The 21,962-nt window shown below is 67.4% G+C and carries 20 protein-coding genes; 13 read left to right on the top strand and 7 right to left on the bottom strand.

Translation table 11 applies throughout. The features are described 5' to 3' along the window. Positions 1-13: 13 nt before the first annotated feature. The 11 genes from JI745_RS07230 (at position 14) to JI745_RS07280 (ending at position 12,202) form a co-directional block, all read left to right on the top strand. Positions 14-793 (top strand): GntR family transcriptional regulator, encoded by a 780-nt coding sequence (locus tag JI745_RS07230; protein ID WP_201805005.1) that lies wholly within the window; start codon positions 14-16, stop codon positions 791-793. Further along, positions 790-1,722: an allantoinase PuuE gene (gene puuE / locus JI745_RS07235; protein ID WP_201805009.1), complete on the top strand. Its 933-nt coding sequence runs from the start codon at positions 790-792 to the stop codon at positions 1,720-1,722. Before JI745_RS07230 ends, puuE begins: the two co-directional genes overlap by 4 nt. After that, a complete protein-coding gene (locus JI745_RS07240; RefSeq protein WP_201805010.1) occupies positions 1,719-3,482 on the top strand; it encodes an allantoate amidohydrolase in 1,764 nt (587 codons plus the stop codon). The genes puuE and JI745_RS07240 overlap by 4 nt, the downstream gene beginning before the upstream one ends. Next, complete coding sequence (locus tag JI745_RS07245; RefSeq protein ID WP_201805012.1) at positions 3,479-4,702, top strand: M20/M25/M40 family metallo-hydrolase; 1,224 nt, start codon at positions 3,479-3,481, stop codon at positions 4,700-4,702. Before JI745_RS07240 ends, JI745_RS07245 begins: the two co-directional genes overlap by 4 nt. A 2-nt stretch (positions 4,703-4,704) precedes the next feature. Next, positions 4,705-6,219, top strand: a complete 1,515-nt coding sequence (locus tag JI745_RS07250) for an ABC transporter ATP-binding protein (protein WP_201805014.1) — start codon at positions 4,705-4,707, stop codon at positions 6,217-6,219. Continuing rightward, on the top strand, positions 6,206-7,285 hold the full coding sequence (locus JI745_RS07255; RefSeq protein ID WP_201805016.1) for an ABC transporter permease: 1,080 nt from the start codon (positions 6,206-6,208) through the stop codon (positions 7,283-7,285). Before JI745_RS07250 ends, JI745_RS07255 begins: the two co-directional genes overlap by 14 nt. After that, positions 7,285-8,205 (top strand): ABC transporter permease, encoded by a 921-nt coding sequence (locus tag JI745_RS07260; protein ID WP_201805018.1) that lies wholly within the window; start codon positions 7,285-7,287, stop codon positions 8,203-8,205. The genes JI745_RS07255 and JI745_RS07260 overlap by 1 nt, the downstream gene beginning before the upstream one ends. A 68-nt stretch (positions 8,206-8,273) precedes the next feature. Continuing rightward, entirely contained in the window at positions 8,274-9,431 is a 1,158-nt protein-coding gene (locus JI745_RS07265; RefSeq protein WP_201805020.1) for a BMP family ABC transporter substrate-binding protein, read from the top strand. Between the two features lie 56 nt (positions 9,432-9,487). Next, complete coding sequence (locus tag JI745_RS07270; protein ID WP_201805021.1) at positions 9,488-10,465, top strand: aromatic ring-hydroxylating dioxygenase subunit alpha; 978 nt, start codon at positions 9,488-9,490, stop codon at positions 10,463-10,465. Then, complete coding sequence (locus JI745_RS07275) at positions 10,465-11,514, top strand: adenosine deaminase (protein WP_201805023.1); 1,050 nt, start codon at positions 10,465-10,467, stop codon at positions 11,512-11,514. Before JI745_RS07270 ends, JI745_RS07275 begins: the two co-directional genes overlap by 1 nt. A gap of 70 nt (positions 11,515-11,584) precedes the next feature. After that, positions 11,585-12,202: a serine O-acetyltransferase gene (locus JI745_RS07280; RefSeq protein WP_201805025.1), complete on the top strand. Its 618-nt coding sequence runs from the start codon at positions 11,585-11,587 to the stop codon at positions 12,200-12,202. Positions 12,203-12,226: 24 nt separating this feature from the next. Here the strand turns inward: JI745_RS07280 and JI745_RS07285 are convergent, their stop codons facing one another. Then, positions 12,227-12,598 (bottom strand): hypothetical protein, encoded by a 372-nt coding sequence (locus tag JI745_RS07285; protein ID WP_201805027.1) that lies wholly within the window; start codon positions 12,596-12,598, stop codon positions 12,227-12,229. 16 nt (positions 12,599-12,614) lie between these two features. Further along, positions 12,615-13,949: an ammonium transporter gene (locus JI745_RS07290; RefSeq protein ID WP_236674930.1), complete on the bottom strand. Its 1,335-nt coding sequence runs from the start codon at positions 13,947-13,949 to the stop codon at positions 12,615-12,617. Positions 13,950-14,230: 281 nt separating this feature from the next. Between JI745_RS07290 and JI745_RS07295 the strand changes: the two genes are divergently transcribed. Beyond that, positions 14,231-15,337, top strand: coding sequence for a BMP family ABC transporter substrate-binding protein (locus JI745_RS07295; RefSeq protein ID WP_201805029.1), 1,107 nt, complete (start codon positions 14,231-14,233; stop codon positions 15,335-15,337). Positions 15,338-15,349: 12 nt separating this feature from the next. After that, positions 15,350-16,276, top strand: a complete 927-nt coding sequence (locus JI745_RS07300) for a DMT family transporter (protein ID WP_201805031.1) — start codon at positions 15,350-15,352, stop codon at positions 16,274-16,276. Positions 16,277-16,475: 199 nt separating this feature from the next. On the opposite strand, the gene JI745_RS07305 is transcribed toward JI745_RS07300, so the two are convergent. From JI745_RS07305 to JI745_RS07325, 5 genes are all read right to left on the bottom strand, one after another. Further along, positions 16,476-17,255: an SDR family oxidoreductase gene (locus JI745_RS07305; RefSeq protein WP_201805033.1), complete on the bottom strand. Its 780-nt coding sequence runs from the start codon at positions 17,253-17,255 to the stop codon at positions 16,476-16,478. Positions 17,256-17,258: 3 nt separating this feature from the next. Beyond that, positions 17,259-18,170 (bottom strand): DMT family transporter, encoded by a 912-nt coding sequence (locus tag JI745_RS07310; RefSeq protein ID WP_201805035.1) that lies wholly within the window; start codon positions 18,168-18,170, stop codon positions 17,259-17,261. 2 nt (positions 18,171-18,172) lie between these two features. Further along, positions 18,173-19,795: a gamma-glutamyltransferase family protein gene (locus tag JI745_RS07315; protein WP_201805037.1), complete on the bottom strand. Its 1,623-nt coding sequence runs from the start codon at positions 19,793-19,795 to the stop codon at positions 18,173-18,175. Positions 19,796-19,914: 119 nt separating this feature from the next. Continuing rightward, a complete protein-coding gene (locus JI745_RS07320; RefSeq protein ID WP_201805039.1) occupies positions 19,915-21,423 on the bottom strand; it encodes a tripartite tricarboxylate transporter permease in 1,509 nt (502 codons plus the stop codon). Between the two features lie 45 nt (positions 21,424-21,468). Beyond that, positions 21,469-21,933, bottom strand: a complete 465-nt coding sequence (locus JI745_RS07325) for a tripartite tricarboxylate transporter TctB family protein (protein WP_201805040.1) — start codon at positions 21,931-21,933, stop codon at positions 21,469-21,471. Positions 21,934-21,962: the final 29 nt, after the last annotated feature.

Genomic DNA, 21,962 nt, shown 5'->3' on the forward strand with positions numbered 1-21,962 from the left:
TAGTCACACGCACATGCCGCGCTCCCCCGCCAACCTGACTGCCATCCGCCCGGTGGCCCGAGGCAAAGGCGCTGCAGGCAAGAAGCAGGCCGTGTCGCGCCCTGCCGTGCCCGAGGCGGAGCTTCAAGACACCACGCGCCGCATCGCCGAGGCCATCACCGCCGCCATCGTCGAGCGCAGGCTCATGCCCGGCACCAAGCTCGCCGAGCAGAAGATTGCCGACATCTTCAAGGTCTCGCGCACCATCGTGCGGCAGGCCTTGCACCAGTTGAGCCGCGACAAGCTCGTGACCCTCACGCAGGCGCGCGGCGCGCGTGTCGCCCAGCCGAGCGTGGAGGAAGCGCGCCAGGTCTTCGAGGTGCGGCAGATGCTCGAGGCCGCCATGATCAAGCGCGCCGCCGCCGAGCTGAGCGAGCCGCAGATCGCACAGCTGCGCCGGCACCTGCGCGACGAAGAAGCGGCCGTGCAGCGCACCGACGTGCCCGGCCGCACCCACCTGCTGGCCGACTTCCACGTGGTGCTCGCGCGCATGCTCGGCAACGAGGCGCTGGCCGACATCTTGCGAGAGCTGGTGTCGAGGAGCTCGCTGATCTCGTTGATGTACCAATCCGCCCACTCGGCCGAACATTCCTTTGCAGAGCACGTCGCCATCGTCGACGCCATCGAAGCGCGTGATGCCCGCGCCGCCGTCAAGCTGATGCAAAGCCACTTGCACAATGTCGAGCGCAACCTGCGCCTGAACCCCCGGGTGCCGGACTTGCCGTCGGTGCTGCATGCCGGAGACCCCTCATGACCAGCGAACAGACCTACCCCAGAGACTTGAAGGGCTACGGCCGCAACGTGCCGCATGCCCAATGGCCCAATGGCGCCAAGATCGCCGTGCAGTTCGTCCTCAACTACGAAGAGGGCGGCGAGAACAACCCGCTGCACGGCGACCCGACCTCCGAGACCTTCCTCTCCGAGCTGATCACCGCGCAGGCCTACGAAGGCCGGCACATGACCATCGAGTCGATGTACGAGTACGGCTCGCGGGCGGGGGTGTGGCGCATCCTGCGCGAGTTCGAGAAGCGCAAGTTGCCAATGACGATCTTCGCCGTCGGCATGGCGATGCAGCGCTACCCCGAGCTGCTGTCGTGCTTCATGGACAACGGCTACGAGATCGCCAACCACGGCCTGCGCTGGATCCATTATCAAAACCTGCCCGAGGCCACCGAACGGCGCCACATCGAGCTGGGCACGCACGTGTTGAAGGACATGACCGGCGGCGCCTGGCCGCTCGGCTGGTACACCGGCCGTGACAGCCCCAACACGCGCCGGCTCGTCGCCGACCACGGCGGCTACGAGTACGACAGCGACTACTACGGTGATGACCTGCCCTTCTGGATGCCGGTCACCAAGAGCGATGGCAGCGTCGCCCAGCAGCTCGTCGTGCCCTACTCGCTCGACTGCAACGACATGCGCTTCGTGCAGACACAGGGCTTCAACACCGGCGACCATTTCTTCACCTACCTGCGCGACAGCTTCGATGCGCTCTATGCGGAAGGTGACACTGCCCCGAAGATGATGAGCATCGGCATGCACTGCCGGTTGCTGGGCAAGCCGGGACGCATCGGCTCCTTGCAGCGGTTCCTCGACCACGTGCTCGCGCACGACAAGGTGTGGGTCTGCCGCCGCATCGACATCGCGCGGCACTGGAAGCAAGTTCACCCGGCGCCGGTATGAGACTCACCCTCGACCTGCTCAACGCGGCACCCGCCGACGAGGCGGTGCAGATGCTCGCAGGGGTCTACGAGCATTCGCCGTGGATCGCGAGGAAGGCGCTGAGCCAACGGCCGTTCAAGTCGCTCGCCGCGTTGAAGTACGCCCTGGCGCAAACGGTGCGTGAGGCAGAGCCCGACCAGCAGCTGGCGCTCATCAAGGCTCACCCCGAGCTGGCCGGCAAGCTTGCCGAGCAAGGCCAGCTCACGGCAGAGTCGTCGCACGAGCAGCAGACCGCCGGCCTCAAGGCTTGCTCGCCAGAAGAGCTGGCCGCGATCCAGCGCCTCAACGCGGAGTACAGCGCTAAGTTCGGCTGGCCCTTCATCCTGGCCGTGCGCGGCCCACGCGGCACCGGCCTGACCCGGCAGCAGATCATTTCCACCTTCGCACGCCGCCTCGAGGGCCATGCCGATTTCGAGCGTGCCGAGTGCCTGCGCAACATCCACCGCATCGCCGAGATCCGCCTGAACGACAAGTTCGGCGTCGAGCCCACGCTCGGGAACCAGGTGTGGGACTGCGCCGAACTGCTCGCGCAGCACAGCGACGTCGATGACGCCCTCACCGTCACCTACCTCACCCCTGCGCACATCGCCTGCCAGCACCAGCTGGTGCGCTGGATGAAGGACTGCGGATTCGACGAGGTGGAGGTCGATGCGGTGGGCAACGTGGTGGGCGTCTACCACGGCAGCACGCCCGACGCGCCGCGCCTGCTCACCGGCAGCCACTTCGACACCGTGCGCAACGGCGGCAAGTACGACGGCCGGCTCGGCATCTTCGTGCCGATGGTCTGTGTACGCGAGCTGCACCTGCAGCAGAAGCGCCTGCCCTTTGGCATCGAAGTCATCGGCTTCGCCGAAGAGGAAGGCCAGCGCTACAAGGCGACCTTCCTCGGCTCGGGCGCGGTGATCGGCCGCTTCGACCAAGGCTGGCTCGACCAGCGCGATGCCGAGGGCATCACCATGCGCGACGCCATGGCCACCGCCGGCCTCGACCCCAAGCGCATCGCGTGGATGGAGCGCCACCCCTCGCGCTACCTCGGTTTCGTCGAGGTGCACATCGAGCAGGGGCCGGTGCTCAACGAGATCGACCTGCCGCTGGGCGTCGTCACCTCGATCAACGGCAGCGTGCGCATGCTGGGCGAGATGATCGGCACCGCGAGCCACGCCGGCACCACGCCGATGGACCGCCGGCGCGATGCGGCAGCAGCGGTGGCCGAGCTGGTGCTCTTCGTCGAGAAGCGGGCGCAACAGGTCCCCAACCTCGTCGGCACGGTCGGCATGCTGGAAGTGCCTGCTGGCTCGATCAACGTGGTGCCGGGCCGCTGCATGTTCAGCCTCGACATCCGCGCGACCACCGACGAGGTGCGCGATGCGATGGTCCACGACGTGCTCGCCGAAGTGCGCAAGATCACCGAGCGCCGCGGCCTGCATTGCACGCTCGAGGAGTCGCTGCGCGCCCCGGCCGCCCCGAGCGCGCCCGAGTGGCAGCAGCGCTGGGAACGCGCCGTCGAGTCCCTCGGCCTGCCCGTGTACCGCATGCCCAGTGGCGCCGGCCACGACGCGATGAAGATGCACGAGGTGATGCCGCAGGCCATGCTCTTCCTGCGCGGCGGCAATTCCGGCATCAGCCACAACCCCCTCGAGACCATCACGAGCGACGACGCGCAGCTGTGCGTCGAGGCCTTCCAGACCCTGCTTACTCAACTGGCGGAGGAACGCTCATGAGCCGCCATCACGATCTCGACACCTGGATCGACCAGCACTTCAACGAGCAAGTGCGGTTTCTCCAGGCGCTGGTTCAAGTTCCCACTGACACGCCACCGGGCAACAACGCCCCGCATGCCGAGCGCACCGCCGAGCTGTTGCTCGGCTTCGACATGGAAGCCGAACGCCATCCGGTACCCGAGAGCGAGGTGCGCGCCCACGGCCTGCAGTCGGTCACCAACCTGATCGTGCGCCGCCAATACGGCGAGGGCACGACCATCGCCCTCAACGCCCACGGCGACGTGGTGCCACCCGGCGAAGGCTGGGTGCACGACCCCTATGGCGGCGAAGTCGAAGACGGCAAGCTATACGGCCGCGCCGCCGCGGTGAGCAAGAGCGATTTCGCCACCTTCACCTTCGCGGTGCGCGCGCTCGAATCGCTGGGCGCGCCGCTCAAGGGCGGCGTGGAGCTGCACTTCACCTACGACGAAGAGTTCGGCGGCGAGCTCGGCCCCGGCTGGCTGCTGAAGCACAAGCTGACGAAGCCCGACTACCTGATCGCCGCCGGCTTCAGCTACGAGGTCGTCACCGCACACAACGGCTGCCTGCAGATGGAAGTGACGGTGCACGGCAAGATGGCGCACGCCGCCATCCCGACCACCGGCGTCGACGCGTTGCAAGGCGCGGTCGCCATCCTCAACGCACTCTACGCCCAGAACACGCTCTACCGGCAGACCACGTCGAAGGTGCCGGGCATCACCCACCCCTACCTCAACGTCGGCCGCATCGAAGGCGGCACCAACACCAACGTCGTGCCGGGCAAGGTGGTGCTCAAGCTCGACCGCCGCATGATCCCCGAGGAAGACCCGGTCACGGTCGAAGCCAGCATCCGCCAGGTGATCGCCGACGCCGCGGCTTCCTTCCCCGGGATCACGGTCGACATCAAGCGCCTGCTGCTGGCCCACTCGCTCAAGCCCCTGCCCGGCAACAAGCCGCTGGTGGAGGCCTTGCAGAAGAATGCGCAGGCCGTGTTCGGCGAAGCGATTCCCGCGATGGGCACGCCGCTCTACACCGACGTGCGCCTCTACTGCGCTCAAGGAATCCCCGCTGTCATCTACGGGGCGGGGCCGCGTACCGTGCTGGAGTCGAATGCCAAGCGCGCCGACGAACATCTCGTGCTCGAAGACCTGCGCCGCGCCACCAAGGTGGTGGCGCGCACCCTCTACGACCTGTTGAGCTGACGATGCTCCGACTTGAACTGATCAAGCTCAGCAAGACCTACCCAGCGGTCAAAGCCAATGACCAGGTGAGCCTGCGCGTGAAGCCAGGCGAGATCCACGCGGTGCTGGGCGAGAACGGCGCGGGCAAGTCCACGCTGATGAAGATGATCTACGGCGCGGTGCGGCCCGACGAAGGCGAGATCCGCTGGAACGGCGAGGCGGTGCAGGTCCGCACGCCGGCCGAGGCGCGCGCCTTGGGCATCAGCATGGTGTTCCAGCACTTCAGCCTCTTCGACACGCTCACCGCGGCCGAGAACGTGTGGCTGGGGCTCGACAAGTCGCTCACGCTCGCCGAGGTGACCGAGCGCATCACCAAGGTCTCCAAGGACTACGGCCTCGACGTCGAGCCGCTGCGCCCGGTGCACACGCTCTCGGTCGGCGAACGCCAGCGGGTCGAGATCGTGCGCGCGCTGATGACCTCGCCCAAGCTGCTCATCCTCGACGAGCCCACCTCGGTGCTCACGCCCCAGGCGGTGGAGACGCTCTTCGTCACGCTGCGCAAGCTCGCGAGCGAGGGCTGCAGCATCCTCTACATCAGCCACAAGCTCGACGAGATCCGCGCGCTGTGCCACCACTGCACCGTGCTGCGCGGCGGCCGCGTGACCGGCGAAGTCGACCCGACAAAAGAGACGAACGCGAGCCTGTCGCGTCTGATGATCGGCGCCGAGCCGCCCCAGCTCAAGCACGAGCCGCGCGCGCCAGGCGACGTGGTGCTCGCGGTGAAAGACCTCACGCTGCCCAAGCTCGACCAGTTCGGCATGAACCTGAGCAACATCGGCTTCGAGGTGCGAGCCGGCGAGATCGTCGGCATCGCGGGCGTCTCGGGCAATGGCCAGCAGGAGCTGATGGCCGCCCTCTCGGGCGAAGACACGCGGGCCGCCGCAGCGAGCATCCAGCTCTTCGGCCAGCCGATCGCGCACAAGCCGCCGCAGGTGCGCCGCGCTGCGGGCCTGAACTTCGTGCCCGAGGAACGACTCGGCCGCGGCGCCGTGCCCACGCTCTCGCTGGCGCAGAACACCCTGCTCACCCGCACCGAAGCGGTCGGCAAGGGCGGCTGGCTGCGCACCGCGCAGGTCCAGGCGCTGGCCCAATCGCTGATCGCGCGCTTCAACGTCAAGGCGGGTGGCCCGCACGCCGCGGCCAAGAGCCTGTCGGGCGGCAACCTGCAGAAGTTCCTGGTCGGCCGGGAGATCGATGCCCAGCCGAAGCTCCTGATCGTGTCGCAACCCACCTGGGGCGTGGACGTGGGCGCCGCGGCGCAGATCCGCGGCGAGCTGCTGAAGCTGCGGGATGCCGGCTGCGCCCTGCTGGTGGTGAGCGAAGAGCTGGACGAGCTCTTCGAGATCAGCGACCGGCTGCTTGTCATCGCGCAGGGGCGGGTGTCGCCGTCCATCGCCACGCGCGACGCCACCATTCCGCAGATCGGTGCCTGGATGTCGGGGCTGTGGACACAAGAGGCCTCGCATGCTGAAGCTTGAGACCAAACCCGAACCGAGCCGGTGGATGTCGGTGCTGTCGCCGGTGCTGGCGCTGGCCATCACCGTGCTGATCGGCATCGTGCTCTTTGCCGTACTCGGCAAGGACCCGATCCGCGGCCTGCAGGCCTTCTTCGTCGAGCCGATCAAGAGCGTCTATGCGCTCACCGAGCTGGCGATGAAGGCCACCCCGTTGCTGCTGATCGCGCTCGGCCTCGCGGTGTGCTTCCGCTCGAACGTGTGGAACATCGGTGCCGAGGGGCAGTTCATCCTCGGCGCCATCTTCGCGAGCGGCGTGGCGATGATGGCCGGCAAGGAGACGAGCCGCTTCATCGTGGTCGCCATCCTGCTGGCCGGCGTGCTCGGCGGCATGCTGTGGGCCGGCATCGTCGCCTTCCTGCGCGACAAGGCCAACGCGAGCGAGATCCTGGTGAGCCTCATGCTCGTCTACGTGGCCGACATGGTGCTGAGCTACCTGGTCTACGGCCCGTGGAAGGACCCGGCCGGCTACAACTTCCCGCAGACGATCAACTTCCTGCCGGTCACGCAGATCCCGAAGCTCGCGACGGGCTTCCGCGTGAACATCGGGCTCCTGATCGCACTCGCCTGCGTGGCGCTCTTCTGGCTGTTCCTCTTCCGCAGCTACGCGGGGTATCAGTTGCAAGTCGGTGGCCTTGCGCCCGCCGCCGCGCGTTACGCCGGCTTCTCGTCGCGCAAGGCGCTGTGGACGGCGCTGCTACTCTCGGGCGGCATGGCCGGCCTCGCCGGGGCACTCGAAGCGGCCGGGCCGCTCGGCCAGCTCACGCCGCACGTGCCGGCCGGCTACGGCTTCGCGGCCATCATCGTGGCCTTCGTCGGGCGGCTGCACCCCGTGGGCATTGTGTTCTCGGCGATCCTCATGAGCATGTTCTACATCGGCGGCGAGCTCGCGCAGTCGCGCCTGGGCCTGCCCAAGTCGCTGACCGGTGTGTTCCAGGGCCTGCTGCTCTTCACGCTGCTGGCCTGCGACACCCTCATCCACTACCGCGTGCGCTGGGTCTCGCGCCACGCCACCGCCCGGGCCGCCTGATGGACGCCTTCGCCCTGCTCATCGCCGCCACGCTCAATGCGGGCACCGTGATCGCGTTCGCCGCGCTCGGCCTGCTCATCAACGAGCGGGCCGGGATCGTCAACCTCGGCGCCGAAGGGATGATGCTGGTGGCCGCCATCGCCGGCTTCGCGGTCGCGGTGCACACCGGCAACCCGTGGCTCGGCCTCGCCGCCGGCGCGCTGGCGGGCGCGCTGCTCGCCGCGCTCTTCGGCCTGCTCGTGATCTGGCTCAACACCAACCAGTACGCCACCGGCCTGGCGCTGAGCCTCTTCGGCGCCGGCTTCTCCGCCTTCATCGGCATCCGCTACACGCAGGAGCGGCTGCCCGAGCGGCCGCCGATGCACATCCCGCTGGTCGGCGACATCCCGTTCATCGGGCCGGCTCTCTTCCGCCAGCATGCGATGGTCTACATCGCCATCGCGCTCACGGTCGCGCTGGCCTGGTTCCTCTACCGCTCGCGCTCGGGGCTGGTGCTGCGGGCGGTGGGCGAGTCACCCGAGTCCGCCCATGCGCTCGGCTACCCGGTGCGGCGCATCCGCCTGCTGGCGGTGATGGTCGGTGGCGCGCTGTGCGGCATCTCGGGCGCCTACATCTCGACGGTCTACACGCCGCTGTGGGTCGAGGGCATGGTGGCCGGCAAGGGCTGGATCGCGCTGGCCCTCACCACCTTTGCGACCTGGCGTCCGGCACGGGTATTGCTCGGCGCCTACCTGTTCGGCGGTGTGACCATGCTGCAGTTCCACCTGCAAGGCGAAGGCGTTCAGATCTCGAGCCAGTTGCTGACCATGCTGCCCTACCTCGCCACCATCGTGGTGCTGGTGCTGATCTCGCGCAACGCCACCTGGATCCGCGTGAACATGCCGGCCTCGCTGGGCAAGCCGTTCTTTCCTGGGAGCTGATAATTCCAAGTGCTGTTCGCACCCATCGTTGCTCGCGCCAAAAGCGCTGTCCTTCATCTGGAGAAGACATGACCTCATCCACAAAACGTTCCCTGCTGAAGATCGCAGGGTGGAGCACCCTGGCAGCCGCTGCTGCACTGGTGGGCTGCGGCAAGAAGGAAGAAGCGGCAGCGCCCGCGGCTTCGGCGCCCGTGGCCGCTTCGGCACCGGCCAAGCCGGCGCCGCTGAAGATCGCCTTCGCCTACATCGGCCCGGTGGGCGATGGCGGCTGGACCTTCGCCCACGACAACGGTCGCAAGGCGATCGAGAAGGAGTTCGGCGACAGGGTGCAGACGAGCTTCGTCGAGAACGTGCCCGAGGCGGCCGACGCCGAGCGCGTGTTCCGCGACATGGTGAGCCAGGGCAACAAGCTCATCTTCGGCACGACCTTCGGCTACATGGATTCCATGCTCAAGGTCGCCCCCGAAGCCAAGGACGTGAAGTTCGAGCACGCCACCGGCTTCAAGACCGCCGAGAACATGCGCACCTACGACAGCCGCACGTACGAAGGCGCCTACATGGCCGGCATCATCGCCGGCGCGATGACCAAGACCAACACGCTGGGCATCGTGGGCTCGGTGCCCATCCCCGAGGTGATCCGCAACATCAACAGCTTCACGCTGGGCGCGCAGTCGGTGAACCCGAAGATCAAGACCAAGGTGGTCTGGGTCAACAAGTGGTTCGACCCCCCGAAGGAAACCGAAGCCGCGCAGTCGCTGCTCAACGGCGGTGCCGACGTGCTGTTCCAGAACACCGACTCGTCCGCCGTGCTCAAGACCGCCGGCAAGGCCGGCAAGCTCGCCTTCGGATGGGACAGCGACATGTCGTCGTACTCGCCTGAGGCTCACCTGGCCTCGTCGATCATCAACTGGGCGCCGTACTACATCAAGGCCACCAAGGATGCGCTCGAAGGCACCTGGCAGACCGGCAGCGTGTGGTGGGGCGTGAAGGAAGGTGCCATCGACATCGTGTCGATCTCCGACAAGGTGCCCGCCGAGATCAAGACCAAGGTCGAGACGGTGAAGGCCGGCCTGAAAGATGGCAGCTTCGTGATCTGGAAGGGCCCGATCCTCGGCCAGGACGGCAAGGAAGTGGTCAAGAAGGACGAAGCCGCCGACGACAAGTTCCTGAGCGGCGTCAACTTCTACGTGAAGGGCGTGGAAGGCAAGGTACCGGGCGCGAAGTAAGCCTCGGCCTGCAACCCCTGACGAAGGCCGCCCGAGTGCGGCCTTCTCTGTTCAAGATGATCGACTCGACCCTTTGGCACCCGGTGGCCGCGAGCGAAACGCTCGTGGCCGATGTGCCCCTGCCCGTGCGCCTGCTGTCGCAGGACTTCGCGCTCTGGCGCGACGCGACCGGCACGGCGCACGCCTTTCCCGACAAGTGCCCGCACCGCGGCACGCGCCTGTCGCTCGGGCGTGTGCTGCACGGCGAGGCCGGCTCCCGGCTGGAATGCCCGTACCACGGCTGGCAATTCGATGCCGGCGGGCAATGCCGGCGCATCCCCGCCCTGCCGGCGTTCACGCCACCGGCCACCCACGCGGTATGCACGCATCAGATCGAGGAACGGCACGGCCTCGTGTGGTTGCGCCTGCAGGCCGGCGACACGCCACCGCCGGCCTTCGAGGCCGAGCTCGACACGCGCCTGCGCAAGCTGCTCTGCGGCCCCTACGAGGTGCAGGCGAGCGCGCCGCGCATCGTCGAGAACTTCCTCGACCTCTCCCACTTCGGCTTCGTCCACGACGGGCTGCTCGGCGACCGGCATCACACGGTGCTCGATGCCTACCGCATCGAGACCACTCCGCAGGGCTTCATCGCCCATGGCTGCACGGCCTGGCAACCGCAGAGCAACCGCCTGTCGACCCAGGGCAGCCAGGTCGAATACCGCTACGAGCTGACCGGCCCCTACAGTGCGCTGCTCAGCAAGCTGCCGCAGGCACAAGCGGGTTACGAAGACGTGATCGGGCTCTTCGTCTGCCCGATCGACCCGGAGCACAGCCGGGTCTGGTTCCGCCTGGCGGTGACCGACTTCGACTCGGACGAGGCCCAACTGCGCAGTTTCCAGGACACCATCTTCCAGCAGGACCAGCCCGTGCTGGAATCGCAGCAACCCAAGCGCCTGCCCCTGACAGGTGGCGAGGTGCATTGCGCCGCCGACCGCAGTTCCGCTGCCTACCGCCGCTTCCTCAGCGAACGCGGCATCACCTTTGGAGTGTGCTGATGACCACCACCGCGACACCAGACTTCAGCAAGATTCCGCGAGAGCGCCTGCCCGAGCTACTGCGCACCATGCCCAAGACCGAGCTGCACCTGCACATCGAAGGCTCGCTCGAGCCCGAGCTGATCTTCCAGCTGGCACAGCGCAACGGCGTGAAGCTCGCCTACCCGAGCGTCGAAGCCTTGCGAAAGGCCTACGCCTTCACCGACCTGCAGAGCTTTCTCGACATCTACTACGCCGGCGCCAGCGTGCTGTTGAAGGAAGAAGACTTCTTCGACATGGGCATGGCCTACTTCCGCCGCGCCAAGGCCGACAACGTCGTGCACGCCGAGCTCTTCTTCGACCCGCAGACGCACACCGAGCGTGGCGTGAGCTTCGAGACCGTCATCAAGGGCCTGACCCGCGCCTGCGAGACGGCCAAGCGCGGACTCGGGGTGAGCTCGTTGCTCATCATGTGCTTCCTGCGCCACCTGAGCGAAGAAGCCGCCTTCGCCACGCTGGAAGATGCGCTGCCCTGGCGCTCGCATTTCGTCGGCGTGGGGCTCGACAGCGGCGAGCGGGGCAACCCGCCGGAGAAGTTCGCCCGTGTCTACGCCAGGTGCCGCGAGCTCGGCCTGCGCCTGGTCGCCCATGCCGGCGAGGAGGGGCCGGCCGAGTACATCTGGAATGCGCTCGACGTGCTCAAGGTCGAGCGCATCGACCACGGCGTACGTTGCGTCGAAGACCCGAAGCTCGTGCAGCGCTTGGCAGCCGAGCGCGTGCCGCTCACCGTGTGCCCGCTGTCGAACGTGAAACTTTGTGTATTCGACACGCTGGACCAGCACAACCTCGCTAACCTCCTGGCCGCTGGGCTGTGCGTGACGGTGAATTCCGATGACCCTGCGTACTTCGGGGGCTACATCAACCAGAACTTTCTGGAGACTTTCGAGTCATTGCCGTCGCTGGGCGCCCATGAGGCTTACCAGCTCGCACTCAACAGCATCGACGCCAGCTTTGCGCCAGCCGTCGACAAGCATGCCTGGCGACATCAACTCGCCGGGGTTTTCTCCTAAGGGCGCGCCATGCAGATGTCGGCGCCGTCCTACAGACAGCCGTCATCGGGCGGCCCTACCCTTCGCGACCATGTTCGAACACATCCGCGCAGACTTGCGCAATTACCGAGGCCGCTGGTGGGAGCAGGGCTTCTGGGTCATGCTCGTGTACCGCTTCGGTCGCTGGCGCTACGGCATCAAGCCGGCGCTGGTCCGCAAGCCCCTGTCGCTTCTCTACAAGATTGCGTACAAGTTCATCCAGATCATCACGGGCATCGACTTGCCATGTGAAGTGGAGGTCGGGCGCAACTTCATCATCGATCACTTCGGCGGCATCATCGTCAGCGGCTATGCAAAGTTCGGCGACAACTGCCGGCTGCGCCACGATGTGTGCATCGGCCTGCGCCACACCGACGAGCCCGCCGCCCCGGTCTTTGGCAACAACGTCGACATCGGCGCGGGCGCCAAGATCCTCGGCCCCATCACCATCGGTGACAACGTCATGATCGGCGCCAACGCGGTGGTCATCACCGACGTGCCGCCGAACTCGATCGCGGTCGGCGTGCCGGCCATCATCAAACCCCGAGCGGTGAAGCCCAGCGAAGCGGAACTCGCGCGCCAGAAGGCCGCCGGCCGAGCGCACGTGTCCACCGTGCGCGAGCTGGCCGCCGCCCGCTCGGCCCTGCAGCCCGACGCCAGCCGCTTCTGACCGACGGCCCGGCGGCCGGGCCTTTCAGCGCAGGCCGCTCGTGTACTTCTTCAGCATGCGTGCCCTCAGCTCGGCCTCGTCGGCCGCAGTGCTGCTGGCCGTGGGCGGGGCCTTGGGCTCGACCGCAGCGTCGGCACCCACCGCAGCGGGCGGTGGCGAGTCGGCCACCCGGGCGCCGTGGTAGCGCTGCTGCACGTAGTTGGCGTACTCGCGCAGGCGAGCATCCTGGCTGCCGAGCGCCTGGTCGATGACTTCCTTGGCATAGGCAAAGTCGTGCAAGAACTGCTGCACGTCGACGCTGCGCCCGAACTCGCGCCGCATGGGCACGATCATGCGCACCAGGTAGTTCATCAACTGGCTGTCGTTGCCGCCGCTGCCCATGGTCGTCGTGCTCATCGTGCGTCAAGGCCGATCAGGCTTGGGGCGAGGCCGTGGGCGCCAGCATCTCGCCATGCTCCGAGATGTCCAGGCCCACGTTTTCCTGGGCAGCACCGACTCGCAGCTTCATGAAGAGCGACAACCCCTTCAGGATGACCCAGGTGGCCACGCCGGCGTAGGCCATGACCGCGAGTGCGCCGACGGCGTTGGTCCAGACCGTGGCCGTCACCGGCGCGACGGATTGCAGGGCGAAGACCGGCGTCAGCAGCGTGCCGATCAGGCCCCCCACGCCGTGCAGGGCAAAGACGTCGAGCGAATCGTCGATGCCGGTGAGCGACTTGAAGTAGACGACGGCGAAAAAGCACACCACGCCCGCCACCGAGCCGATGCACAGCGCGCCGTTGATGCCCACGTAGCCCGAGGCCGGCGTGACGGCGATGAGGCCGGCGATGGCGCCGGTCATCATGCCCAGCACGCTCCACTGGCCGCGGCGGATGTATTCGCAGAAGCCCCACAGCATCGCGCCGGCACAGGCCGCCACCTGCGTGGCAAGCAGCGCACCGGCCGCACGCGGGCCGGCTTCGAAGGCCGAGCCGGCGTTGAAGCCGAACCAGCCCGCCCACAGAAGGCCCGCGCCGAGCACGGTCAGCATGAGGTTGTGCGGCACCATCGGCTCCTTGCCGAAGCCGCGACGCGGCCCGAGCACGACGGCGGCCACGAGGCCGGTCACGCCCGAGGCGATGTGCACCACGGTGCCGCCGGCGAAGTCCATGTGGCCCATCTTGGCGAGCCAGCCGTTGGGGTGCCAGATCCAGTGCGCGATGGGGGCGTAGACGAGCACGCTCCAGAACGCGGCGAAGGCGATCGTCACGCCCAGGCGCATGCGCTCGGCGGTGGCGCCGAGCACGAGCGCGAAGGTGATGATCGCGAACGAGAGCTGGAACAGGAAGAACACCGGCTCCGGCAGCGTGGGTGCCGACACATGGGCGCCGACCTTCGCGCCGATCAGCCCTTCGGCAAACATGCGCGACAGGTCACCGAACCACGGGCCGCCGGCCGAGAACGCGATGGTGTAGCCGAACATCGCCCACAGCACCGTGATGACCGATGCGCCGGCGACGGTGTGCGCCACGATCGACAGTGCGTTCTTCGAGCGCAGCATGCCGCCGTAGAAGAGCATGATGCCCGGCATCGTCATCAGCATGACGAGCACGGTGGAGATGAGCATCCACGCCGTGTCGGCGCCGTTGAAGACAGGTGCTGCGGCTGGCGCAGCTGCCGCAGCGGTCTGGGCCCAGACCGAGGAGCCTTGCAACAGCGCCGCTGTTGCCAGCAGGCCCATCACCATCCGACGACCGGCTTGTTTCATGCGCTGTCTCCACGAAGTGGCGTTCGGCTCATTCTTGAAGCGTGCCCTCGCCTTGCGCAATGGAAAAGTTCCACACACATGGCTGCATACCGCCAAGCTCACGCACATTTTGTTGATTAGTTCTCGAATGGCACTCAGGGCCTGCCCTGTCCCAAGCCTTAGGGAGAGCGGCCTTCCCGGCGCCCCACAAGCGTGCGTCTGCGACAATCCCGGCCTCGAGCCGCCTGCGTGCCCCCGCAGGCGGTTTTCGCTTTCAACCCGGGGCCATGTAGAGGAACACCATGTTCAAAAACCTCGCCCGCGGCCTCACGGCCGCGATGCTCGCTGCCGTTGCAGCCGCCACCCTCACCTCGCTCCCCGCCTCCGCGCAGACCACCGCACCGCTCAAGGTCGGCTTCGTCTACGTGAGCCCGATCGGCGATGCCGGCTGGACCTTCCAGCACAACCAGGGCCGCCTCGCGATGGAGAAGGCTCTCGGCGCGCAGGTCAGCACCACCGCCGTCGAGGCCGTGGCCGAAGGGGCCGACTCCGAGCGCGTGATGCGCGACCTCGTCGCCCAGGGCCACAAGCTCATCTTCGCCACGAGCTTCGGCTACCTCGAGCCCGCCTTGCGCGTGGCCGCCGACCACCCGGACGTGGTCTTCGAGCACGCCGGCGGCTTCAAGACCGCGAAGAACGTCAACACCTACAACGCCCGCTTCTACGAAGCCCGCTACCTCGCCGGCCTTCTCGCCGGCAAGACGAGCAAGAGCGGCATCGCCGGCTACGTGGCGGGCTTCCCGGTGCCCGAGGTCGTGCAGGGCATCAACGCCTTCGCGCTCGGCATGCGCGCGGCCAACCCCAAGGCGCAGGTCAAGGTGGTGTGGCTCAACACCTGGTTCGACCCGCCGCGCGAGCGCGAGGCCGCCACCTCGCTGATCCATCAGGGTGCCGACGTGCTGACCAACCACAGCGGCTCGCCCGCCGTGCCGCAGACCGCCCAGGCCCACGCGGCCAAGGGCGTGCGCGTGATCGCCTACCAGAGCGACATGAGCCGCCATGCACCCGACGCACAGCTCACCGCGATCACCCACCAGTGGGGCGCGTACTACACGCGCGTGGCCGAGTCGGTGCGCAAGGGCACCTGGCGGGCCTTGCCCGTGTGGGGCGGCATGAAGGACGGTTTCATCGCCCTCGCGCCCTTCGCGGCCTCGGTGCCGGCCGACGTGGTGAAGCTCGTCAAGACCCGCGAGGCCGAGATCGTGCAAGGCAAGCTGCACCCGTTCGCCGGCCGGCTGGTCGACAGCCAGGGCACCGTGCGCCAGGAGCGCGGCGTGATGGACGACGCCACGCTCGCCAAGATGAACTGGTTTGTCGACGGGGTGACGGGCACGCTGCCGAAGCCCTGAGACACTCGGGGGATGTCGTCGCAGCAGCACCACCTCACCCCTCGCATCGCCTTCTTTCTCACCCTGCCGCCCTTGCTCTGGGCGGGCAACGCCGTCGTCGGCCGGCTGCTGGTCGGCACGGTGCCGCCGATGGCCCTGAGCGCCATGCGCTGGGCCATCGCGCTGGTGCTGCTGCTCCCGCTGGCCGCCAAGCTGTGGCGCCGCCCGCAGGACATCACCGCGCGCTGGCGCTACCTTGCGCTCATCGGCATCCTCGGCGTCGGCAGCTACAACTCGCTGCAGTACCTGGCGCTGCAGACGTCCACGCCGATCAACGTCACGCTCATCATCTCGAGCATGCCGCTGTGGATGCTGGCGGTGGGCGCGGTCTTCTACCGCGAGCACCCGACCCGCCAGCAGATCATCGGCGCCCTGCTCTCGCTCGCCGGCGTGGCGCTCGTGATCTCACGCGGCGACCCCGCGGTGCTGATGAACCTGCACCTGCTGCCGGGCGACGTGCTGATGCTCGTGGCCATTGCGCTGTGGGCCTGGTACAGCTGGCTGCTCGCACGGCCGCCGGAGCACATGCGGGGCGAGAAGCGGCCCGACTGGGGCTGGGCCGAGCTGCTGGTGGTGCAGATGATCTTCGGCACGGCATGGGCAGGCCTTGCAGCCGGCGTCGAGGCGGTGGTGAGCCCGGCACCGATCCACTGGTCTCCGATGGTCGTGCTGGCCCTGGCGTACGTGGCCATCGGGCCGTCGCTCCTCGCCTATCGCTTCTGGGGCGAGGGCGTGTCGACCGTGGGGCCGGCGATTGCGGCCTTCTTCAGCAACCTCACGCCGGTGTTTGCGGCGTTGATGTCGGCGCTCTGGCTCGGGGAACCGCCGCGCTGGTACCACGTGGCCGCATTCGTCTTGATCGGGGCGGGGATCGTCGTGAATTCGCGGCCCTCGTCGTGAGTTCCGAACAAGCACGCTGAGCTCATGAATCCCTTGGCTTCGTAGTCCTCCGCAGTTCGCGCCTCGGGCACGGGGTGAGGGGCGCAGTGAAGTCAAGGAGGAGACGAGGCTCGCGGGAGCGATCCTCGTCGGGGGACATGAACGGAGCCCTCACCCCGTGCCCGAGGCGCCGCTCAGACGTCACTCAGATGTCGCGCGCTCAGAACGTCCCCGGATACGCCCCCCCATCCATCAGGATGTTCTGCCCCGTGATGAACCCCGCATGCACGCTGCACAAGAAGGCACACATCGCCCCAAACTCCTCAGGCGTGCCGAAGCGGCCGGAAGGGTTCTGCTTGCGCCGCTGATCAGCGATTGCATCGACGCTCACGCCCCCTGCCTTCGCCGCGCCTTCCATCGTCACCCGCAGGCGATCGGTATCGAAGGGCCCCGGCAGCAAGCCATTGATGGTGACGCCCTTGGCCACCGTCTTGCGAGCAAGGCCTGCCGTGAAGCCGGTGAGGCCCGAGCGCGCACCATTCGACAAGCCGAGGATGTCGATCGGCGCCTTCACCGCCGCGGAGGTGATGTTGACGATGCGCCCGAAGCCGCGCGACATCATCGGGTCGACCATCGCCTTCATCAGCTCGATCGGCGTCAGCATGTTCGCGTCGAGCGCCTTGATCCAGGCCTCGCGGTCCCAGTCGCGGAAATCGCCGGGCGGCGGGCCGCCCGCGTTGTTGATGAGGATGTCGACCTGCGGGCACGCCGCGAGTGCCGCAGCACGGCCCTCGGGCGTGGTGATGTCGCCCGCGACCGTGCGCACCTCGCCGCGCTTCAACGCGCGCAGCTCATTGGCCGTCGCCTCCAGCGCCTCGGCGCCGCGTGCCGTGATCACCACATTCACGCCATCCTGGACCAGCGCCTGCGCACACCCCTTGCCGAGCCCCTTGCTGGCCGCACACACCAGCGCCCACTTGCCTGCAATACCGAGATCCATGAACTACCTCCATTTCGCGAGCAACCAGATGCCCGCCAGAACCAGAATCGTGCCCGCCGCGATCCACATCGTGAATGGCTCGCCAAGGATCAGCACGCCCATCAGGATGGTCGACAGCGGCCCGAACATGCCCACCTGCGAGGCCATCGGCGCGCCGATGCGCTCGATGGCCAGCATCATCAGCAGCACCGGGCAGAAGGTGCAGGCCACCGCGTTCAGCACGCTGAGCCAGATCACCTCGGGCGCCACCGCCATCGCGCCCACCGGCCGCAGCAGGAAGAACTGCGCGATGCACAGCACGCAGGCGATCGACGTGGCGAGGCCGGTCAGCCTCAGCGCGCCGAGGCGCTTGACCTCCTCGCCGCTGTAGACGAGGTAGAGCGCATAGCTCACCACGCTGCCGAACACGAGTGCCGCACCCAGCGCCACGTTGCTGCCGAGCAGCGTGACCTCGTGGCCGAACACCAGCAGCACGCCGCAGTAGCTCACCGCGAGCGAGACGAGCTGCCGCTTTGTCACCTTCTGCTTGAAGAGCAGCACGCCGAGGAAGAGCACCAGCGTCGGGTTGAGGTAGAGGATCAGCCGCTCGAGGCTCGCGGTGATGTACTGCAGGCCGGCAAAGTCGAGAAAGCTCGCCAGGTAGTAGCCGCTGAAGCCGAGCCCGGAGACGGCCGACCAGTCGCGCCGCGTGAGCGCGGCCTTGCCGCGCCCGGCCCACCACGACAGCACCAGGAACATCGGCAGCGCGAACAGCATGCGGTACATGATGAGCGTGACCGCGTCCACACCGTGTCGGTAGGCAAGCTTCACGATGATCGCCTTGCCCGAGAAGGCGATGGCCCCGAGCACGGCGAAGACGAAGCCGGGCCACAAGGCCTTGTGCGCCGGACCGGCCGCCAGGGTGCCGGACACCATGCTCAGTACGCCACCGCCTGCCCGTCGCGGCGCGGGTCGCTCGCGGCCACATAACCTTCCACCGCCGGGTCGCCCAGGCGCCAGATGAACTGGCCGGCACCGAAGTCCTGGTACGAGTCGTTGATGACTTCCATCTGGTGGCCGCGATCGGCGAGGCCCTGCACCGTGGCCGGGTTCATCGCACTCTCGACGTTGATCTCCAGGCCCGCGTTGAAGCGCCAGCGCGGCGCGTCACAGGCAGCCTGCGGGTGCTGGCGGTAGTCGAGCATGCGCACCAGCGTCTGCAGGTGACCCTGCGGCTGCATGTTGGCGCCCATCACGCCGAAGCTCATCAGCGGCTTGCCCTCCTTCGTCAGGAAGGCCGGGATGATCGTGTGGAAGGGCCGCTTGCCCGGCGACACCACGTTGGGGCTCTTCGCATCGAGGCTAAAGGCATGGCCGCGGTTCTGCATCGACAGGCCGTACTCCGGCACCACCACGCCCGAGCCGAAGCCCTGGAAGTTGCTCTGGATGAAGCTCACCATCATGCCGCCTTCGTCGGCCGCGGTGAGGTAGATGGTGCCGCCCTTCACCGGGTTGCCGGCGCCGAAGTCCTGCGCGCGCTTCATGTCGATGAGCTTGGCACGCGAGGCGAGGTAGGCGTCGTCGAGCATCTGCTCGGCGGTGACCGCCATGCTCCCGGGCTCGGCCACATAGCGGTAGACGTCGGCAAAGGCGAGCTTCATCGCCTCGATCTGCAAGTGCTGCGACTCCGCGCTGTCGACCTTCAGCGAGGCCAGGTCGAAGTGCGCGAGGATGCCGAGCGCGATCAGCGCCGCGATGCCCTGCCCGTTCGGCGGGATCTCGTGCAGCGTGTGGCCACCGTAGGTCTTGCCGATCGGCGTGACCCACTCGGGCTTGTAGGCGGCAAAGTCTTCGACGGTGATCGAGCCACCGTTTTCCCGCGCATGGCGTGCCGCGGCCTCGGCGATCTCGCCGCCGTAGTAGGCCGCGCCCTTGCTCTCGGCAATGAGCTTGAGCGACTTCGCCGCCACCGGAAAGCGGAACAGCTCGCCGACCTCGGGCGCACGGCCTTTCGGCATGAAGGCCTGGGCGAAGCCGGGCAGCTCGCTCAGAAGCGGCACGGCCGCGGCCCACTTCTGCTGCACGACGACGGGCACCGCATAGCCGCGCTCGGCGATGTCGATCGCGGGCTCCAACAGGTCGGCAAAGGGCAGCTTGCCGAAGCGCTCGCTCAAGGCCACCCACGAGCCGACGGCACCGGGCACGGTCACGCTGTCCCAGCCGCGCTGCGGCGGGTTCTTCGCGCCGTCACCGTACTTGGCCTTGAAGTAGGCACGGGTCCACGCCTGCGGCGCACGGCCCGAGGCATTGAGGCCGTGCAGTTGCTGGCCGTCCCAGAGGATGCAGAAGGAATCGGAGCCGAGGCCGTTGCTCACCGGCTCGACGATGGTCATGGCCGCGGCGGCTGCGATGGCGGCGTCGACCGCGTTGCCGCCCTTCATCAGCATGCGCAGCCCCGCCTGTGCAGCGACCGGGTGGGAGGTCGACACGACGTTGCGGCCGAAGACCGGCAGGCGCTGCGTGGGGTAACCACTGGTCCAGTCGAAGTCGTGTGTCGTCATGGGTCGGTCCTCCGTGTCACGTGCGGGCCTGAAGGGTAGTCGGATTCAGGGACGGTTGCAGGGCCACAAGAAAACAAGCCGCCCGGGTGGGCGGCTTGTGGCATTCAAGCTTGGGCAGGTCAGTCTTCGACGAAGGCCTCTTCGCGCTTCTTCTTGATCGAGGGCAGCATCACCACCACGATCATCAGCGCCGCGGCAATCAGCAGGCCGGCCGACAACGGGCGCACGATGAAGGTGCTCCAGTCGCCGCGCGACAGCAACAGCGCACGCCGCAGGTTCTCTTCCATCATCGGCCCGAGGATGAAGCCCAGGAGCAGCGGCGCCCCCTCGCAGCCCAGCTTATAGAACAGGTAGCCGATCACCGCGAACACGGCCGTGAGGTACACGTCCCAGTTGTTGTTGTTGAGGGTGAACACGCCAATGCAGCAGAAGAGCGTGATCGCCGGGAACAGGAAGCGGTAGGGCACGGTCAGCAGCTTGATCCACATGCCGATCAGCGGCAGGTTGAGGATCACGAGCATCAGGTTGCCGATCCACATCGAGGCGATCAGGCCCCAGAAGAGCTGCGGGTTGCTCGTCATCACCTGCGGGCCGGGCTGGATGCCCTTGATCGTCATCGCGCCGACCATCAGCGCCATCACCGCGTTGGGCGGGATGCCGAGCGTCAGCATGGGGATGAACGAGGTCTGCGCGCCGGCATTGTTGGCCGACTCGGGGCCCGCCACGCCACGAATGTCGCCCTTGCCGAAGCGGCCGTTCGGCCCGGCTATCTTCTTCTCCATCGTGTACGCCGCGAACGACGACAGCAGCGCACCGCCACCGGGCAGCACGCCCAGGATGGAGCCGAGCGCGGTGCCGCGCAGCACGGCGGGGGCGGCGTCCTTGAAGTCCTGCTTGGTGGGCCACAGGCCCTTCACGTCCTTGGTGAACACTTCGCGCTTCTCGGCCGGCTGGCCGAGGTTGGCGATGATTTCGCCGAAGCCGAAGATGCCCATCGCGATCACCACGAAGCCGATGCCGTCGGTGAGCTCGGGGATGTCGAAGCTGTAGCGCGCGGTGCCCGAGATCACGTCGGTGTTGATCTGGGCGAGCGTGAGGCCGAGGATGATCATCGCGATGGCCTTGAGCAGCGAGCCCGAGGCCAGCACCACGGCACCGATCAGGCCGAGCACCATCAGCGAGAAGTACTCCTGTGGGCCGAACTTGAAGGCCAGCTCGGTGAGCGGCGGCGCGAAGGCGGCGATGACAACCGTGCCCACGCAACCGGCAAAGAAGGAGCCCAGGCCGGCCGCCGCGAGGGCCGCACCGGCGCGGCCCTGGCGGGCCATCTGGTAGCCGTCGATCGCGGTCACGACCGAAGCCGACTCGCCCGGCACGTTGATCAGGATGGCCGTCGTGGAGCCGCCGTACTGCGAGCCGTAGTAGATGCCGGCCAGCATGATGAGCGCCGGCGTCGGGTCGAGGCCGTAGATCGACGGCAGCAGCATCGCGATGGTGGCCACCGGGCCGAGCCCGGGCAGCACGCCGACCAGCGTGCCGAGCAGGCACCCGCCCAATGCGTAGAGCAGGTTCTGCGCGGTGAACGCGACACCGAAGCCCAACGCCAGATTGCTGAGAAGTTCACCCATTTGCCTATCCCCTCGTGCGACTGTCTGTTGTTGTGCGGTTGTCGATCAGGTGGCCATGAAGCTGGGCGCCACGGGGATCGTCAGGCCCAGGCCCTTGACGAAGACCGCCCACGAGAAGATCGTGAGGACGATGGCCGCAATGACCACGCCCTTCCACTTGAACTCATCGCCTGCGAAGCTGACCGTGACGATCAGGATGGGAATCGAGATGAACATGCCCAGGCGCGGCAGCAGGATCGCAAACAGCGCAATCGAGCCCACCACCACCAGCAGCGGGCGCCAGGCGATGTGGCCGATCTTGTCGCCGCCTTCGGTCTCGATGGTGAGCGACTTGAAGAGCACGATCGCGCCGAGGATGGCGAGGATGATGCTCAGCATCAGCGGGAAGTAACCGGGACCCGGGCGCGCCGAGGTGCCCATGCTGTAGTTGGTCGCGCCCACCGCGAAGGTGATGCCGACGACCATGAACATGATCCCGGACCAGAAATCCTTTTCGCTCTTGATCTTCAACGCCCGCTCCTCGCAGTATCGAATCGAAG

This window comes from Piscinibacter sp. HJYY11 (genome assembly GCF_016735515.1).
Lineage (GTDB): Bacteria > Pseudomonadota > Gammaproteobacteria > Burkholderiales > Burkholderiaceae_C > Rhizobacter.